Raw genomic sequence first — 16,832 nt, 5'->3', positions numbered from 1 at the left:
ATTACTCCTCAACTTTAACCATGTAGTAAACCTTGTTGATCATGCCACGAACACATGGCGTATCTTCAAGTTCTACTGTGTGGTTGATTTTACGAAGACCTAAACCGCGCAGTGTAGCTTTATGCTTTGGCAGGCGACCAATTGAGCTTTTAGTTTGAGTTACTTTAATAGTTGCCATGTGTTCTTACTCCGAAATTGATTCAACAGTTAGACCACGCTTAGCAGCAACCATTTCTGGTGACTTCACGTCCACTAGCGCATCAATCGTTGCACGAACGATGTTGATTGGGTTAGTAGAACCGTACGCTTTAGACAAAACGTTGTGTACACCAGCAACTTCAAGAACTGCACGCATCGCACCACCTGCGATTACACCAGTACCTTCTGCAGCAGGCTGCATGTAAACTTTAGAGCCCGAGTGGCGACCTTTCACTGGGTGGTGAAGAGTACCTTCGTTCAGCGCGATCGTAACCATGCTACGACGTGCTTTTTCCATTGCTTTTTGGATCGCTGCAGGTACTTCACGGGCTTTACCGTAACCGAAACCTACACGACCGTTACCGTCACCAACTACAGTCAGTGCAGTAAAGCTCATGATTCGACCACCTTTAACCGTTTTAGAAACACGGTTAACTGCGATTAATTTTTCTTGCAAATCATTCGCTTGAACTTGTTGTTCTTTAGCCATCTTCCAACCCTACCTTAGAATTTCAGACCAGCTTCGCGAGCAGAATCTGCTAGCGCTGCTACTCGACCGTGGTATTGGAAACCAGAACGATCGAACGCAACTACAGTTACGCCTTTTTCAAGAGCGCGCTCTGCAACAGCTTTACCCACTGCTTTCGCTGCATCGATGTTACCGGTATATTTCACTTGCTCACGGATCGCTTTTTCTACAGTAGAAGCGGCGGCGATAACCTCAGAGCCATTAGCTGCAATCACTTGTGCGTACACGTGACGAGGAGTACGGTGTACTACTAGGCGAGTTGCACCCAGTTCTGCAATCTTACGACGTGCACGTGTAGCACGACGGATGCGAGATGCTTTCTTATCCATAGTGTTACCTTACTTCTTCTTAGCTTCTTTACTACGCACATTTTCATCTGCGTAACGAATACCTTTGCCTTTGTATGGCTCAGGCGCGCGGTAAGAACGAATGTCAGCCGCAACTTGACCAACTACTTGCTTATCACAACCAGTCAGTACAATTTCAGTTTGGCTAGGACATTCAGCTTTAATACCCGCTGGCAGTTCATGCTCAACAGGGTGAGAGAAACCCAGAGTCAGGCCTACAGCGTTGCCTTTCATAGCAGCACGGTAACCAACACCTTTCAGTACGAGTTTCTTAGTAAAGCCTTCAGTAACACCAACAACCATGTTCTTAACTAGAGCACGTGCAGTACCTGCTTGTGCCCATGCATTGGCTACGCCTTCACGTGGACCAAAAGTCAGTTGGTTGTCTTCTTGTGCGATCACTACACCTTTGTGGAAAACGCGAGAAAGTTCGCCTTTAGCACCTTTGATAGTGATCTCTTGGCCGTTCAGTTTCACCTCTACGCCAGCTGGAATAGCGACAGGTGCTTTAGCAACACGAGACATGTTCTACTCCTTAATTATGCTACGTAGCAAATGATTTCACCGCCAAGACCTGCTTTACGAGCAGCGCGGTCTGACATCAGACCCTTGGAAGTGGAAACGACAGCAACGCCTAGACCACCCATTACAGATGGCAGCTCGTCTTTCTTCTTGTAAACACGAAGACCTGGACGAGAAACGCGTTTGATTTGCTCGATTACTGGTTTTGCTTGGAAATACTTAAGAGTGATTTCCAACTCAGCTTTTACTTCGCCTTCAACAGCGAAATCAGCGATATAACCTTCTGCTTTCAGAAGTGCAGCAATTGCAACTTTCAGCTTTGAAGAAGGCATTTTTACAGCAACTTTGTTTGCTGCCTGACCGTTACGAATGCGGGTCAGCATATCCGAAATCGGATCTTGCATGCTCATAAACTTTACTCCAAATGATTAAGTGGCAATTACCAGCTAGCCTTACGAAGTCCTGGAATCTCGCCTTTCATGCAAGCTTCACGAACTTTAATACGGCTTAGACCGAACTTACGCAGGAAACCGTGTGGGCGACCAGTTTGGTTGCAACGGTTACGCTGACGAGAACGACTTGAATCACGTGGAAGAGATTGCAGTTTAAGAACCGCGTTCCAACGATCTTCTTCAGATGCGTTTACATCGCTGATGATAGCTTTCAGAGCTGAACGCTTTTCAGCGAACTGAGCTACCAGCTTCGCACGCTTGTCTTCACGTGCTTTCATTGATTGTTTAGCCATAACAGTAACCCTTCACCTTACTTACGGAATGGGAAGTTAAAGGCAGCCAGCAGAGCACGGCCTTCCTCATCGGTACCAGCGGTAGTCGTGATAGTGATATCAAGACCGCGTACACGATCGACTTTATCGTAGTCGATTTCCGGAAAGATGATTTGCTCGCGAACGCCCATGCTGTAGTTACCACGACCGTCAAAAGACTTGCCGTTAACACCGCGGAAATCACGTACACGTGGAAGAGCGATAGAGATCAAACGCTCTAAGAAATCCCACATGCGTTCGCCACGCAAGGTTACTTTACAACCGATTGGGTAGCCTTCACGGATTTTGAAACCAGCTACAGATTTGCGCGCTTTAGTGATCAGTGGCTTTTGGCCAGAGATGATCGCCATATCAGACGCTGCATTTTCGAGTAGTTTCTTATCGTTGATTGCTTCACCAACGCCCATATTGAGGGTGATTTTCTCAATTCTAGGGACTTGCATGACGCTTGTGTAACTGAACTGTTTGGTCAGTTCAGCGACTACAGACGACTTGTAGTAATCATGCAGTTTCGCCATAGTAGAACTCCAAATTACTTCTAATTAGTTAGAAACGATTTCGTTATTAGACTTGAAGAAACGAACTTTCTTGCCATCTTCAAAACGGAAACCGATGCGGTCTGCTTTACCAGTTGCTGCGTTGAAAATCGCAATGTTAGAAACGTCGATTGCTGCTTCTTGCTCAACGATGCCGCCTTGGACACCCATTGCAGGAACAGGTTTCTGATGTTTCTTAACTAGATTGATACCTTCAACGATAACTTTACCAGTTGCCAGAACCTTCGTTACTTTACCTTTCTTGCCTTTGTCTTTACCAGCAAGAACGATTACTTCGTCATTTTGACGGATTTTAGCTGCCATTGTTGCCGCTCCTTACAGAACTTCTGGAGCCAGTGATACAATCTTCATGAATTTCGCATTACGAAGTTCACGAGTCACTGGACCAAAGATACGTGTACCGATTGGTTGCTCACTGTTGTTGTTCAACAGTACGCAAGCATTACGGTCGAAGCGAATGACAGAACCGTCTGGACGACGTACGCCTTTACGGGTGCGAACTACCACCGCCTTTAATACATCACCTTTTTTCACTTTACCGCGAGGAATTGCTTCCTTAACAGTAACTTTGATGATGTCGCCAACGTGGGCGTAACGACGATGAGAGCCACCCAGAACCTTAATACACATTACGCTGCGAGCGCCTGAGTTATCAGCTGCATCCAGGGTAGTTTGCATTTGGATCATGTTAGTGCTCCGCTAAATATTAAAAAAACTAGACCCATCTCGGGTCGGGCTGCCTCTTTAAAGGGACGCGAATTGTACCACCCTTTTTTTTGATTGGGTAGTCAAAAAACAAGCGGCCCCAAAAATAATTGGAGCCGCCTGAATTGCGAGAAAAGGAGAGATTAAATCTTCGCTTTTTCTACAATTTTCACCAAAGTCCAAGACTTAGTCTTAGACAGTGGACGACATTCACGAATTTCAACGGTGTCGCCAATGCCACACTCGTTGTTTTCGTCATGTGCGTGTACTTTAGTCGTGCGCTTAACGAATTTACCGTAGATCGGGTGCTTCACCATGCGCTCGATAGCAACAACGATAGACTTGTCCATCTTGTCGCTAACAACACGACCTAGTTGAGTACGAATTTTGTCGCTCATTATGCGCCTGCCTTCTCAGTCAAAACAGTTTTCACACGTGCGATATCACGGCGTACAGCTTTCAGAGTATGAGTTTGCTGCAGCTGACCAGTCGCAGCTTGCATACGCAAGTTGAACTGCTCTTTCAGCAAATTCAGTAGCTCAGCGTTCAGCTCTTCAACGCTCTTTTCGCGTAGATCTTGTGCTTTCATCACATCACCTGCTTAGTTACAAATGTAGTCTTGAATGGCAGTTTACGAGCCGCTAGGCGGAACGCTTCACGCGCCAATTCTTCAGGTACACCATCAACTTCGTACATAACCTTACCAGGTTGGATTTGGGCTACCCAGTACTCAACGTTACCTTTACCCTTACCTTGACGAACTTCTAGTGGTTTTTCTGTGATTGGTTTGTCTGGGAACACACGGATCCAGATTTTACCTTGACGCTTGATATGACGCGTCATAGCACGACGTGCCGCTTCGATTTGACGAGCAGTCAGACGACCACGGCCAATAGCTTTAAGACCAAAGCTACCGAAGCTGACTTCAGTGCCTTTCGCTAGACCACGGTTACGACCAGTCTGAACCTTACGGAACTTAGTACGTTTAGGTTGTAGCATCTGTCGACTCCTTACTTACGGCCTTTACGCTGCTTCTTAGGCTTGTCAGCCTTTGGCTCTGCAGCTTCAGTTGCTGCTGGCATTCCGCCTAGGATTTCACCTTTGAAGATCCAGACTTTCACGCCGATTACACCGTAGGTGGTGTGAGCCGAAGAAGTTGCGTAATCAATGTCAGCACGTAGAGTGTGTAGAGGTACGCGACCTTCACGATACCACTCTGAACGAGCAATTTCAGCGCCGCCTAAACGGCCACTTACTTCCACTTTGATACCTTTAGCGCCTAGACGCATTGCGTTTTGTACCGCGCGCTTCATCGCACGACGGAACATTACGCGACGCTCTAGTTGAGACGCGATGCTATCAGCCACAAGCTGACCATCCAGCTCTGGCTTACGTACTTCAGCGATATTGATTTGCGCTGGTACGCCAGCAATTTTTGCTACTGCTGCACGCAGTTTTTCAACGTCTTCGCCTTTTTTACCGATAACAACACCTGGACGAGCAGTGTGAATAGTCACACGGATGCTCTTCGCTGGACGTTCGATAACGATGCGTGACAGAGACGCGTTTGCCAATTCCTTAGACAGGTATTGACGTACCTTGAAGTCGCCGTCTAGGTTGTCAGCGAAATCTTTGGTGTTAGCAAACCATGTAGCATTCCAAGGCTTAACGATGCCTAGACGAATACCATTTGGATGTACTTTCTGACCCATTGCTTACTCTCCTAGTCTCTTAGCGATCTGCGACAACCACAGTAATGTGGCTTGAACGCTTCAAGATACGATCCGCACGGCCTTTAGCACGAGGCATAATACGCTTCATGACTGGGCCCTCATCTACGAAGATTTTAGCGACACGTAGATCGTCGATGTCTGCACCTTCGTTGTGCTCTGCGTTCGCGATTGCAGATACCAGAACTTTCTTAATCAGTTCAGCCGCTTTTTTGTTGCTGAAAGTCAGAAGTTCTAGTGCTTGATCCACAGATTTACCGCGGATTTGGTCTGCAACTAAGCGAGCTTTCTGAGGAGAAATACGAGCAAAGTTATGTTTAGCGATAGCTTCCATCATTTACCCCTTATTTCTTCTTAGCTTTCTTATCCGCAGCATGACCGCGGTAAGTACGAGTAGGTGCAAATTCGCCCAATTTGTGACCGATCATTTCGTCAGTTACGAAAACTGGAACGTGTTGACGACCATTATGGACAGCGATGGTCAAACCGATCATTGTTGGAATGATCATTGAACGACGGGACCAAGTCTTAATAGGCTTTTTGTCTCCGCTTTCCACCGCTTTCTCTACCTTCTTCAGCAAGTGTAGGTCAATAAATGGACCTTTCTTGAGAGAACGTGGCATGGCTTATCCTCTTAAATAGATTACTTATTACGACGACGTACGATGTACTTGTCAGTGCGTTTGTTACTACGTGTCTTGTAGCCTTTAGTTGGTACGCCCCAAGGAGATACAGGGTGACGACCACCAGAAGTACGACCTTCACCACCACCGTGTGGGTGGTCAACCGGGTTCATTACCACACCGCGAACGGTTGGACGAATACCACGCCAGCGCGCAGCACCAGCTTTACCCAGTTCACGCAGCATGTGCTCAGAGTTGCCTACTTCACCGATCGTTGCACGACCTTCAGACAACACTTTACGCATTTCGCCAGAACGTAGACGGATAGTTACATATGAACCGTCACGAGCTACCAGTTGCGCGTACGCACCTGCAGAACGAGCCAGCTGTGCACCTTTCCCAGGAGTTAATTCAACGTTATGGATAGTTGAACCAACAGGGATGTTGCGCATTGGCATTGCGTTACCCGCTTTAATCGGCGCATCAGGGCCAGATTGGATAACGTCGCCCGCTTTCAAACCTTTTGGTGCGATGATGTAACGACGCTCACCGTCTGCGTACAGAACTAGAGCGATGTTTGCGCTACGGTTTGGATCGTATTCTAGACGCTCAACTTTCGCTGGGATACCGTCTTTAGTACGTTTGAAGTCAACCAAACGATAGTGTTGCTTGTGACCACCACCGATGTGACGTACTGTGATACGACCGTTGTTGTTACGACCACCGTTCTTAGAGTTTTTCTCTAGAAGAGGTGCGTATGGCTTACCCTTGTGCAGGTCAGCGTTAACAACTTTAACAACGTGACGACGACCAGCCGAAGTCGGCTTACATTTAACAATAGCCATTTTTCAACTACTCCTGTTATTCCGCGCCGCCAACGAAGTCAAGATCTTGACCTTCATTCAAAGTCACGTACGCTTTTTTCACGTCAGAACGACGGCCTTGGCGTACACCTTGACGCTTGGTCTTACCCTTAAGGATCAGGGTATTTACAGACTTAACTTCAACTTCAAATAGCTTTTCTACAGCTGCTTTGATCTCTTTCTTAGTGGCATCTTTTGCTACTTTGAAAACGATAGTGTTCGCTTTCTCTGCAGACATGGTTGCTTTTTCAGAGATGTGCGGTGCACGTAGAACTTTTAGTAGACGCTCTTCACGGATCATGCCAGCATCTCCTCAACTTGCTTAACTGCAGCAGCAGTCATTAGAACCTTGTCAAATGCGATCAGGCTAACTGGGTCAATGCCCGTTACATCACGCACGTCAACTTTGTACAGGTTACGAGCAGCTAAGAACAGATTTTCGTCTACTTCGCCAGTAACGATGAGAACATCGTTCAGCTCAAGTTCTTTTAGCTTAGCTACTAGAGCTTTGGTCTTTGGAGCTTCAACTGAGAACTCTTCAACAACGATTAAACGCTCTTGACGAACTAGCTCAGACAGAATGCTCTTCATAGCACCACGGTACATTTTTTTGTTTACTTTTTGGCTGTGATCTTGTGGTTTCGCAGCAAAAGTAACACCACCTGTACGCCAGATTGGGCTACGGATTGTACCAGCACGTGCACGGCCAGTACCTTTTTGACGCCATGGCTTAGCGCCACCGCCAGAAACTTCTGAACGTGTCTTTTGAGCACGAGTACCTTGACGAGCACCTGCTGCATAAGCAACAACTACTTGGTGTACAAGAGCTTCATTGAACTCACGTCCGAAAGTAGTTTCGGAAACAGTTAGTGCGTTAGCACCTTTAACCATCAATTCCATTACTTACTCCTAGACGTTACGCTTTAACAGCTGGTTTGACGATCACGTTAGCGCCGGTTGCACCTGGGACTGCACCTTTAATCAGGAGCAGATTGCGCTCAGCGTCAACACGTACGATCTCTAGGTTTTGAGTCGTTACACGCTCAGCACCCATGTGACCTGCCATTTTCTTGCCTTTAAACACGCGACCTGGAGTCTGACATTGACCGATAGAACCAGGAGCACGGTGAGACAATGAGTTACCGTGAGTCATATCTTGGGTACGGAAATTCCAGCGCTTAACAGCACCTTGGAAACCTTTACCTTTTGATGTACCGGTAACGTCTACTTTTTTAATTTCGTTGAACAGTTCAACAGTCAGTTCAGAACCTACTGCAAACTCTTCGCCGTTTTCTAAACGGAATTCCCAAAGACCGCGACCAGCTTCTACACCCGCTTTCGCGAAGTGACCAGCTTCTGGCTTAGTAACACGGTTAGCTTTCTTAGCACCCGCAGTTACTTGGATAGCTGCGTAACCATCAGTTTCAAGTGTTTTCACTTGAGTGATACGGTTCGCTTCAACCTCAACAACTGTTACAGGGATAGAAACGCCTTCTTCAGTAAATACGCGGGTCATGCCCACTTTACGTCCGACTAGACCAATCATTCTTCTAATCTCCCTTAACCTAGGCTGATTTGAACATCAACACCAGCAGCAAGATCAAGACGCATCAGAGCATCTACAGTCTTGTCAGTTGGTTCTACGATGTCGATCAGACGCTTGTGAGTACGAATTTCGTACTGGTCACGTGCATCTTTGTTTACGTGTGGAGAGATCAGAACAGTGAAACGCTCTTTACGAGTAGGCAGTGGGATTGGACCACGAACCTGTGCGCCGGTACGTTTAGCTGTTTCTACGATTTCCGCAGTAGAAGCATCGATCAGTTTGTAATCGAAAGCTTTTAGGCGGATACGGATACGTTGGTTCTGCATGAGACAGAGCTCCAATTATAAAAAAATTACACAAACAATATCGCCACTCAAACTCGTCAGGACGAGAGAATGCCGATTGATTTATGTGAAACCGTAGTGCCACAATTGGGCACATTGTCAGCTAATGTGAATGGCTTAAATAAATAAGCTAATCGAATTAACTGCGAACATAAGCTGAGTATACATTACCGTACCTATCAATACGACAGGCTAGCTCCTCGCTGCTCATTGGTTCACAACTGGCTAAACCAGTGCGGGGAATTATACCGATCACAGTTTGAGTTGCAAGGGATGTTTGAAAAATAATCGGAATTAAATTGTGGCAGGTTGAAGACAAAGAAAAACGGCGGAGAAAAGGAAAATAGGCCAATCATTCACGGGCACTTGCATACCCGTGATATTGTATTGGTTTGGAAACTTATTGATTGGCCATGCGTTGACGCACAGCTTCAAACAGGCAGACACCACACGCCACCGAGACATTGAGGCTTGAAACACTACCCGCCATCGGGATTTTGATCAGATCATCGCACGTCTCACGAGTGAGACGGCGCATGCCATCCCCTTCGGCTCCCATCACGATGGCTAGTGGCCCACTCAATTTACTTTGGTAGATATCATGAGTGGCTTCCCCCGCCGTACCAACAAACCACACCCCTTTTTCCTGCAGAGCGCGCATGGTACGTGCCAAGTTAGTCACTCGAACCAATGGTACGGTTTCTGCGGCACCACAAGCGACCTTGCTGACCGTCGCGGTCAGTGGCGCGGATTTATCCTTGGGCACAATCACTGCGGCGACACCTGCCGCATCAGCATTCCGCAAGCAAGCCCCAAGGTTATGTGGATCGGTCACGCCATCAAGCACTAACAGTAATGGCTGTTGATGTTGGGCGAGGATATCATCCAGATCATTTTCATTGAGTTGCCGCATGGCTTTCACCCGGGCAATCAAGCCTTGGTGATTGGCACCTTCCGCTTTGTCATCCAGTGCCTTACGACTCATCTCTTGAATCGAGATCCCAAGACGCGTCAATTCATTGAGCACTGGTAGCAAGCGATCATCCTGACGGCCTTTTAGTACATACACTTCGACAAAGCGCATTGGATCGCGTTGTAATACTGCATTCACCGCATGGATGCCGTAAATCAATTCGTTACTCATGTTCTACCTATTTGGTTTTTTCTCGTGCCTTGCTGGTTTTCTTACCCGCTTGGTTTTTACGTTTTTTCGGCGCTTTGGTTTTTTTTGCTTTGGTAGCCGCGGGGCCATCTGGATGGCGTGTTGCTTCTATCTTAGGTTGTGCCGCTGATTTTACTGGCGCTTTAGCCCGACCGCCTTTGCTCGCGGCTTGCTTTTTACCCTGAGCTTTGGCCCTTGCCTCTTCGGCACGCTTTTTGGCGGTTTTACCTTGGCCGCGTAGCTTACGACTTGTTTCGACCAATTCAAAGTCTATTTGACGATCATCAAGGTTGACGGCCAATACTTTCACTTTCACGGCATCACCGAGCCGATAAATAGCACCAAAACTTTCCCCAACTAAACGTTGACCGATCGGATCATAGTGGTAGTAATCGTTAGCTAACGTCGAAATATGTACTAAGCCGTCAATATGCAGATCGCTCAAGCGTACAAAGAAACCAAAACTGGTCACGTTGGCAACGACACCATCGAGCTCTTCACCCACATGGTCTTGCATATATTCACATTTGAGCCAATCAGCGACTTCACGAGTCGCATCATCAGCACGCCGCTCAGTCATCGAACACTGCTCACCATAAAAATGCATATCATCAAATGAATAATGATAGCCGCCGGTTGGGGTCCAACGATCTTGATTACGTCCTTCTTGTTTGGCGATCAAATACTTGATTGCACGATGCAGCAGTAAGTCTGGGTAACGACGAATCGGTGAGGTAAAGTGTGCGTAACGTTTTAAAGCCAAACCAAAGTGACCAGCATTAGCACCGTTATATACCGCTTGCTTCATCGAACGCAGTAGCATGGTTTGGATCAGTTCTTTATCTGGTCGCTCGCCGATTTGCTTCATCAAATTCGCGTAATCGGTCGGCGCGGGCTCTAATCCCCCGGCTAGATCAAGGCCTAATTCACCTAAGAAACTTCTGAATCCAGTTAAACGCTCTTCACCTGGCGGCTCATGGATACGATACAGCGCTGCCTCTTTGGCTTTCTCCACCAACGAAGCTGATGCGATATTAGCTAAGATCATGCACTCTTCAATCAGCTTATGGGCATCGTTACGCACCACAGGTTCGATGCTGTCAATTTTACGCTGTGGATTAAAGATGAATTTGGTTTCCACCGTTTCAAACTCAATCGCACCGCGCTCATCACGTGCGCCTTTGAGTACTTGATACATTTTGTGCAACTCTTGCAGATGAGGCACTAGTTCTTGATAGCGCTCACGCAGCTCTTCATCGCCTTCGAGGATTTGGTGCACTTTAGTGTAAGTCAAACGCGCGTGCGAATTCATCACCGCTTCATAGTGCTTGTAACCAGACAGTTTACCTGTCTCGGAGATGGTCATTTCACACACCATACACAAGCGATCGACTTGTGGGTTGAGCGAACAAAGACCATTGGACAACACTTCCGGTAGCATAGGAACCACTTGTGATGGGAAGTAGACTGAGTTACCGCGATTAATCGCCTCTTTATCCAGTGCGCTATCTGGGCGCACGTAATAACTTACATCGGCAATCGCCACCCATAGGCGCCAGCCGCCACCTTTTTTCGCTTCACAATAGACCGCATCATCGAAGTCTCGCGCATCTTCACCATCAATGGTGACCAGCGGTAAAGCGCGCAGATCAACGCGGCCTTGTTTAGCTTGCTCCGGTACCTCTTCTGCCAGCCCTGCGACTTGCTGTTCAACTTCGGCTGGCCACTCATGGGGAATTTGGTGGGTACGGATCGCAATCTGAATTTCCATCCCCGGCGCCATATTTTCACCGAGCACTTCGACCACTTTACCCATCATGCCGCGATTGCGAGTACCGCGATCAGTGATCTCAATCACCACTACGTTACCCATCCGCGCACCGACACGTAATTCGTCAGGGATCAAAATATCATGATGGATCCGCGAGTCATCCGGCACCACATAGGAGTAACCGTGTTCAAAAAAGAAACGCCCAACAATTTGGTCATTACGCGGTTCCAAAATGCGCACCAAGCGCCCCTCTTTACGGCCTCGCTTATCGGTACCACTTGGCTGCACCAACACAAAATCACCATGGATCAGCGAACGCATCTGGTGATGTGGGAGTAAAATATCACCCTCTTTATTAAGGCTTCCTTCTGGGCGTACCCAGCCATGCCCATCTTTGTGGCCAATGACGTAACCTTTCACCATCTCTAATTTTTCAGGCAAGGCGTAACATTGACGACGAGTAAATACCAGTTGACCATCACGTTCCATGGCTCGCAAGCGACGGCGCAACCCTTCGTACTGTTCTTCGCCGGCCAGTTTTAGCGCTTCGAACAGATCGTTGCGATTCATCGGAACATTAGCTTGGGTTAAAAATTCCAGAATGAACTCACGACTTGGAATTGGATTGTCATAGTTGTCGGCTTCTCGATCCGCAAATGGATCAAGGTGTGTGGTGTCAGACATAGGCAGACCTGCTTATCGAGGGGTATAGGTTATATCCTAATGCTTTGTCACAATGAACAACTAACGACAACGCACAGAACTGACTCATCATGCTATTTAATGTGATCTATATCAAATTTAAATGATGAATCAGCAAGATTTATGATCTGGTTCGAGCCAATCAGCCAAGTGAGGCTGATGGATAGTAAAATAGGTGAATGCCGCTTGACGACAGCGAGAGCTTAATCGGCTAAATCAACGATATTGCTGACTGACCAATCCGTGATATGCATTACACCCAAACAGCTTGGAGTTGCAGGTAGGCGGCAAGTGAGTGAATCCCCATGAGCATAGGCAAGCTATGTGATTGAAGTGAGCCAACCTAGCCAACACCGCTGCCGCTTCAAGTAGCAAGGGGATATCACCAAAATGTTTCTCTGCGCTTAGCGCGCGCGATGATATTTTCCGGCATACGCCGCTCTAAACCTTGGCGTAGTAGCGCGATCCGGTGGTGAGTACGCTGATCCGCAGTTACCGAGTTATACAGCCAACGATACGCATCTTCGTAATCTCGCGGGCTGCCGTAATCACGCAATAACAGCTCGGCCAGTTGAATACGTGCATTTAGATTACCCATTGCCGCCGCTTCGCGTAGATAAGGAATTGCGCGCTGTTTATCTTGCTGGACTAACGTACCACGCGAGTAATAACGTCCGAGCTGCTCAAGTGCCGCGGGTAGCCCTTGATGGGCTGCATTTTCCATATAATACAGGCCAAGCTCGACATCCTGCTCGACACATACTCCCCACGCTAGCATATCGCCATACAGAAATTCATAAGCAGGCAGACTGATACGCGTCGCACGCGCAACAATATCTTCCACAATCTGGCAATGATCCGCTTTTACACGCTCAAGATGCTTATTTTGTTCAATCAGTTTGATTAGCTCAGCTTCCGAATAGATAGGCACTGGTTCTCCTAAATCCTCAGCATAAGCAGGATTGTAGCAGGAGTACCATGCAAGCAATAAGGAAGCGGCTAGCGTTCGTAGCTTCATATCCGCACTCTTACATAACACCGGTAATCGTTACGCGCAGCATTGCACGCGGACTCGGTTTGCTTTCTATATCGGCATTTTATGCGATCGCTTTAGCACCATTTACCGTTTTGCGGCAACTTTTTGCCACCGATGCACAGCATACCGCTGACAGTATGGCAAAAAAAAGCCGACTCAATGAGTCGGCTGCGATTTTTTTCTCTCAAGATCACACGCTAAATGGGTGAACTTTGATGATAGTTTCGTTGCGGTCTGGACCAGTAGAGATGATGTCAACAGGAACACCGGTCAGCTCTTCAATGCGCTTGATGTAATCCAGTGCAGTCTGTGGCAATTCAGCCAAAGTTTTTGCACCGAAGGTCGTTTCAGACCAACCAGGCATAGTTTCAAAAATTGGCGTTACACCTTCGAATGCATCTGCAGCCATTGGTGAAACTTGCGCAATTGAACCATCTGGCATTTGATAACCAGTACAGATCTTGATTTCTTTCAGACCATCAAGAACGTCAAGTTTAGTCAGACAGAAACCTGTTACTGAGTTAATTTGAATTGCACGGCGCATCGCCACGGCATCAAACCAACCACAACGACGCTTACGGCCCGTGGTTGCACCAAATTCATGGCCTTTAGTGCCTAGGTGGTCGCCCACTTCGTCAAACAATTCCGTTGGGAATGGACCCGCACCAACACGAGTACAGTATGCTTTGGCAATACCTAAAATATAACCCAAGTGACGAGGGCCAAAACCAGAACCAGCGGCTACACCACCAGCAGTGGTATTGGAAGAGGTGACATATGGGTAAGTACCGTGGTCGATATCCAGCAGGGTGCCTTGTGCGCCTTCGAACATGATCTTATCGCCACGCTTACGCGCTGCATCCAGTTCGTCAGTCACGTCAATCACCATCGACATCAACAATTCTGCATAACCTTGCACTTGCTCCAGTACCGCTTGGTAACTGACCGGTTCTACTTTGTAGAAATGCTCCAGTTGGAAGTTATGATATGCCATTACTTCTTGCAGTTTGTCAGCAAAAGAAGCCATATCGAATAGGTCACCAACACGCAGACCACGACGAGCCACTTTGTCTTCGTACGCCGGACCGATACCACGACCCGTAGTACCAATCGCTTTCTTACCACGAGCAACTTCGCGCGCTTGGTCAAGCGCAATGTGGTATGGCAGGATCAGGGGGCAAGCTTCAGAAATGAAAAGACGCTCACGAACAGGTACACCACGCGCTTCGAGACCAGACATCTCTTTGAGCAGCGCATCTGGTGACAGAACCACACCGTTACCGATAATGCATTTCACGTTGTTGCGAAGAATACCGGATGGAATCAAGTGAAGAACGGTTTTTTCACCGTCGATTACTAGTGTGTGACCTGCGTTATGTCCGCCTTGGTAGCGAACCACGTATTTTGCATCTTCAGTTAAAAGGTCTACGATTTTACCTTTACCTTCGTCACCCCATTGGGTGCCAAGAACGACTACGTTATTACCCATCTTTCCAAGTCTGATTGCTAGTTAAAAAAGGATTCTAGCACCGAATGTGAATCGTTGCAGTCATTTTTTAAGCATCAAAAATTCATATAAAACAGTCTTGAAAATCCATTCAGTTATTAGCGCGCAATTATTGGTCAGCGTAAATGTTGACACTCAATTGCCCATGTCGATCAATACTGGCGCAATACATTACAGCACCGCTCGTCGCAAAGTGAACGTCGCCACTGGCATTGATTGCAATTAAACCCACTTCGCTAGTAAGGCTTTTTAGCTCGCCTTGCAGCACACTTTGACATGCGGTCTGCACATCTTGTTGCAGATAACGCATGCGGGCAGCAATATCACTGGCCACCGAATAGCGCAGCAAATATTGATCCGTCCCGGTACATGAAATTGCCACATTACCATTTTCAGCAAGCGTACCCGCCCCCATCATCACTGCACTCCCTACTCGCCCAACCGGTTGATTAGCAACGCCGCCAGTACTGGATGCCGCAGCTAAATTCCCCCATTGATCGAGCGCAACCGCACCGACCGAGCCAAATTGTTGCGCCATGAGATGTTGACTTGGCGAGAATGGTTCAGTCGCATCGCAAAGCGCTAAATCCGTTTGTGGCTTGAGACTCTGGAGTTGCTCATAACATCGCTCAGTGAAGAAATAATCCTGCTCGGTATATTGGTGCCCTTGTTGAAAAGCAAACTGCTCAGCCCCTTCACCGCTCAAAAATGCCTGCGGGCTATCACGCAGCACATCACGCGCAAGCTGAATCGGATTTTTAATATGACGCACCCTAGCAATCATTCCCACCGCACGCTCGGCACCATGCATCACTGAGGCATCCATCTCAACCATCTCATTATCAGTCAATGCCGCCCCCTTGGCGGCATTAAACAGTGGTGAGTCTTCCAATACCGTCACGGCCGCCACCACTGCATCTAACGCATCAGCGCCTTGCACTAACAATTGATGTCCGCTACGCACAGCTTGCTCTAATGTAGTGAGAATTTCAGCACGTAACGGGGCATCGATTTGTGCAGATAACACGCTGCCAACACCACCATGAATGGCGATCGCAATAGGATGAATCATAACCAGTTTCTCCAACGGTATACCACGCATCATGGTGGTATGGGGCTTAAGGCGTAGTCTATCGATAAAAAGCAAAAAGTCAGCCACAAAAAAAGCGCTAACCGGATCGCGGTGAGCGCTTTGCCAATAGACCTGACTAGACTAATCTGTTATCAGCTAGTCGGCTGTTTAACACTTAGTGTGAACCGCAGCTACCGCCGCCACAGCAGCCTTCTTTTTTACCATGACCGTGATGGTCGTGATCGTGGCCTTCGCCACCACAGCAACCGCCTTCATGATCGTGGTCATGATCATGACCACCACAGCAGCCACCTTCTTGGTGAATATGACCGTGTGCCATCTCTTCTTCAGTAGCTGCGCGTACCGCGACAACTTCAACACTGAAAGTCAGTGATTGACCAGCCAGCATGTGGTTACCATCAACCACCACTTCATCACCATCAACTTCGGTGATTTCAACTGGAATCGGGCCTTGATCGGTATCGGCCAAGAAACGCATACCCACTTCCAACTCATCAACACCTTGGAACACATCCGCAGGAACACGTTGCACTAAGTCAGCATTGTGTTCGCCATACGCATCTTCCGGTGCAATCGTTACGGTAAACTTATCGCCCGCCACTTTGCCTTCTAGCTCACGCTCAAGACCTGAAATCAGGTTATTGTGACCGTGCAGGTAATCCAGTGGTGCTTCAACCGTAGACTGATCCACTACCACGCCATCTTCGATAGTCAATTGGTAAGCAAGACTTGCTACCGTGTTTTTTTCAATTTTCATAACTGCTCCAGGGAGGTTGTCTCTCGACGGCCAAATACCCGCCAAAAGAAGAAAGT

The 16,832-nt window shown here is 47.6% G+C and carries 26 protein-coding genes; all 26 read right to left on the bottom strand.

Features of this window, described 5'->3' with window-relative positions:
- Position 1 precedes the first annotated feature (1 nt).
- Positions 2-178, bottom strand: coding sequence for a 50S ribosomal protein L30 (rpmD, locus tag PUN32_RS08435; RefSeq protein ID WP_000201159.1), 177 nt, complete (start codon positions 176-178; stop codon positions 2-4).
- A 6-nt stretch (positions 179-184) separates the two neighbouring features.
- On the bottom strand, positions 185-688 hold the full coding sequence (gene rpsE / locus PUN32_RS08430) for a 30S ribosomal protein S5 (RefSeq protein ID WP_001040927.1): 504 nt from the start codon (positions 686-688) through the stop codon (positions 185-187).
- Between the two features lie 14 nt (positions 689-702).
- Positions 703-1,056, bottom strand: a complete 354-nt coding sequence (rplR, locus tag PUN32_RS08425) for a 50S ribosomal protein L18 (RefSeq protein WP_000358092.1) — start codon at positions 1,054-1,056, stop codon at positions 703-705.
- A 9-nt stretch (positions 1,057-1,065) separates the two neighbouring features.
- Positions 1,066-1,599 carry a 50S ribosomal protein L6 gene (gene rplF / locus PUN32_RS08420; RefSeq protein ID WP_166014263.1) on the bottom strand — a complete coding sequence of 178 codons (534 nt, stop codon included), beginning with the start codon at positions 1,597-1,599 and terminating at the stop codon, positions 1,066-1,068.
- A gap of 14 nt (positions 1,600-1,613) precedes the next feature.
- The gene (gene rpsH / locus PUN32_RS08415; protein ID WP_000062614.1) at positions 1,614-2,006 is read right to left on the bottom strand and encodes a 30S ribosomal protein S8; all 393 of its coding nucleotides are present in this window, start codon (positions 2,004-2,006) and stop codon (positions 1,614-1,616) included.
- A 29-nt stretch (positions 2,007-2,035) separates the two neighbouring features.
- Positions 2,036-2,341, bottom strand: coding sequence for a 30S ribosomal protein S14 (rpsN, locus tag PUN32_RS08410; protein WP_166014262.1), 306 nt, complete (start codon positions 2,339-2,341; stop codon positions 2,036-2,038).
- 17 nt (positions 2,342-2,358) lie between these two features.
- On the bottom strand, positions 2,359-2,898 hold the full coding sequence (rplE, locus tag PUN32_RS08405; RefSeq protein ID WP_001096208.1) for a 50S ribosomal protein L5: 540 nt from the start codon (positions 2,896-2,898) through the stop codon (positions 2,359-2,361).
- A gap of 24 nt (positions 2,899-2,922) precedes the next feature.
- On the bottom strand, positions 2,923-3,240 hold the full coding sequence (rplX, locus tag PUN32_RS08400; protein ID WP_000729176.1) for a 50S ribosomal protein L24: 318 nt from the start codon (positions 3,238-3,240) through the stop codon (positions 2,923-2,925).
- Between the two features lie 12 nt (positions 3,241-3,252).
- Positions 3,253-3,624 carry a 50S ribosomal protein L14 gene (gene rplN, locus PUN32_RS08395; RefSeq protein ID WP_166014261.1) on the bottom strand — a complete coding sequence of 124 codons (372 nt, stop codon included), beginning with the start codon at positions 3,622-3,624 and terminating at the stop codon, positions 3,253-3,255.
- Between the two features lie 161 nt (positions 3,625-3,785).
- On the bottom strand, positions 3,786-4,040 hold the full coding sequence (rpsQ, locus tag PUN32_RS08390) for a 30S ribosomal protein S17 (protein WP_001280802.1): 255 nt from the start codon (positions 4,038-4,040) through the stop codon (positions 3,786-3,788).
- On the bottom strand, positions 4,040-4,231 hold the full coding sequence (gene rpmC / locus PUN32_RS08385) for a 50S ribosomal protein L29 (RefSeq protein ID WP_020329480.1): 192 nt from the start codon (positions 4,229-4,231) through the stop codon (positions 4,040-4,042). The genes rpsQ and rpmC overlap by 1 nt, the downstream gene beginning before the upstream one ends.
- The gene (gene rplP / locus PUN32_RS08380) at positions 4,231-4,641 is read right to left on the bottom strand and encodes a 50S ribosomal protein L16 (protein WP_000941216.1); all 411 of its coding nucleotides are present in this window, start codon (positions 4,639-4,641) and stop codon (positions 4,231-4,233) included. The genes rpmC and rplP overlap by 1 nt, the downstream gene beginning before the upstream one ends.
- A gap of 11 nt (positions 4,642-4,652) precedes the next feature.
- The gene (gene rpsC, locus PUN32_RS08375; protein WP_000529940.1) at positions 4,653-5,354 is read right to left on the bottom strand and encodes a 30S ribosomal protein S3; all 702 of its coding nucleotides are present in this window, start codon (positions 5,352-5,354) and stop codon (positions 4,653-4,655) included.
- Between the two features lie 19 nt (positions 5,355-5,373).
- Positions 5,374-5,706, bottom strand: a complete 333-nt coding sequence (rplV, locus tag PUN32_RS08370; protein ID WP_166015013.1) for a 50S ribosomal protein L22 — start codon at positions 5,704-5,706, stop codon at positions 5,374-5,376.
- A gap of 10 nt (positions 5,707-5,716) precedes the next feature.
- Positions 5,717-5,995 (bottom strand): 30S ribosomal protein S19, encoded by a 279-nt coding sequence (gene rpsS / locus PUN32_RS08365; protein ID WP_001138114.1) that lies wholly within the window; start codon positions 5,993-5,995, stop codon positions 5,717-5,719.
- Between the two features lie 20 nt (positions 5,996-6,015).
- Positions 6,016-6,840, bottom strand: a complete 825-nt coding sequence (rplB, locus tag PUN32_RS08360) for a 50S ribosomal protein L2 (protein WP_166014259.1) — start codon at positions 6,838-6,840, stop codon at positions 6,016-6,018.
- Between the two features lie 16 nt (positions 6,841-6,856).
- Positions 6,857-7,159, bottom strand: coding sequence for a 50S ribosomal protein L23 (gene rplW / locus PUN32_RS08355; RefSeq protein ID WP_166014258.1), 303 nt, complete (start codon positions 7,157-7,159; stop codon positions 6,857-6,859).
- On the bottom strand, positions 7,156-7,758 hold the full coding sequence (gene rplD, locus PUN32_RS08350) for a 50S ribosomal protein L4 (RefSeq protein WP_166014257.1): 603 nt from the start codon (positions 7,756-7,758) through the stop codon (positions 7,156-7,158). The genes rplW and rplD overlap by 4 nt, the downstream gene beginning before the upstream one ends.
- Positions 7,759-7,774: 16 nt before the next feature.
- The gene (gene rplC / locus PUN32_RS08345; protein ID WP_166014256.1) at positions 7,775-8,404 is read right to left on the bottom strand and encodes a 50S ribosomal protein L3; all 630 of its coding nucleotides are present in this window, start codon (positions 8,402-8,404) and stop codon (positions 7,775-7,777) included.
- A 14-nt stretch (positions 8,405-8,418) separates the two neighbouring features.
- The gene (gene rpsJ, locus PUN32_RS08340; RefSeq protein WP_001181007.1) at positions 8,419-8,730 is read right to left on the bottom strand and encodes a 30S ribosomal protein S10; all 312 of its coding nucleotides are present in this window, start codon (positions 8,728-8,730) and stop codon (positions 8,419-8,421) included.
- Between the two features lie 418 nt (positions 8,731-9,148).
- Positions 9,149-9,892: a 23S rRNA (guanosine(2251)-2'-O)-methyltransferase RlmB gene (rlmB, locus tag PUN32_RS08335; protein WP_274722658.1), complete on the bottom strand. Its 744-nt coding sequence runs from the start codon at positions 9,890-9,892 to the stop codon at positions 9,149-9,151.
- Between the two features lie 7 nt (positions 9,893-9,899).
- Positions 9,900-12,365, bottom strand: a complete 2,466-nt coding sequence (gene rnr, locus PUN32_RS08330) for a ribonuclease R (protein ID WP_274722657.1) — start codon at positions 12,363-12,365, stop codon at positions 9,900-9,902.
- A gap of 400 nt (positions 12,366-12,765) precedes the next feature.
- Complete coding sequence (gene motX / locus PUN32_RS08325) at positions 12,766-13,401, bottom strand: flagellar protein MotX (RefSeq protein WP_274722656.1); 636 nt, start codon at positions 13,399-13,401, stop codon at positions 12,766-12,768.
- A 208-nt stretch (positions 13,402-13,609) separates the two neighbouring features.
- Positions 13,610-14,908, bottom strand: a complete 1,299-nt coding sequence (locus PUN32_RS08320) for an adenylosuccinate synthase (RefSeq protein ID WP_166014252.1) — start codon at positions 14,906-14,908, stop codon at positions 13,610-13,612.
- Positions 14,909-15,035: 127 nt separating this feature from the next.
- Positions 15,036-15,998 carry an isoaspartyl peptidase/L-asparaginase family protein gene (locus PUN32_RS08315; RefSeq protein WP_274722655.1) on the bottom strand — a complete coding sequence of 321 codons (963 nt, stop codon included), beginning with the start codon at positions 15,996-15,998 and terminating at the stop codon, positions 15,036-15,038.
- A gap of 175 nt (positions 15,999-16,173) precedes the next feature.
- Positions 16,174-16,776 carry a peptidylprolyl isomerase gene (gene slyD / locus PUN32_RS08310; protein ID WP_166014250.1) on the bottom strand — a complete coding sequence of 201 codons (603 nt, stop codon included), beginning with the start codon at positions 16,774-16,776 and terminating at the stop codon, positions 16,174-16,176.
- Positions 16,777-16,832 lie beyond the last annotated feature (56 nt).

Origin of the sequence: Vibrio chanodichtyis (assembly GCF_028863985.1) — a bacterium.
GTDB classification, from domain to species: domain Bacteria; phylum Pseudomonadota; class Gammaproteobacteria; order Enterobacterales; family Vibrionaceae; genus Vibrio; species Vibrio chanodichtyis.
This window is presented reverse-complemented; position numbering and strand designations above follow the sequence as displayed.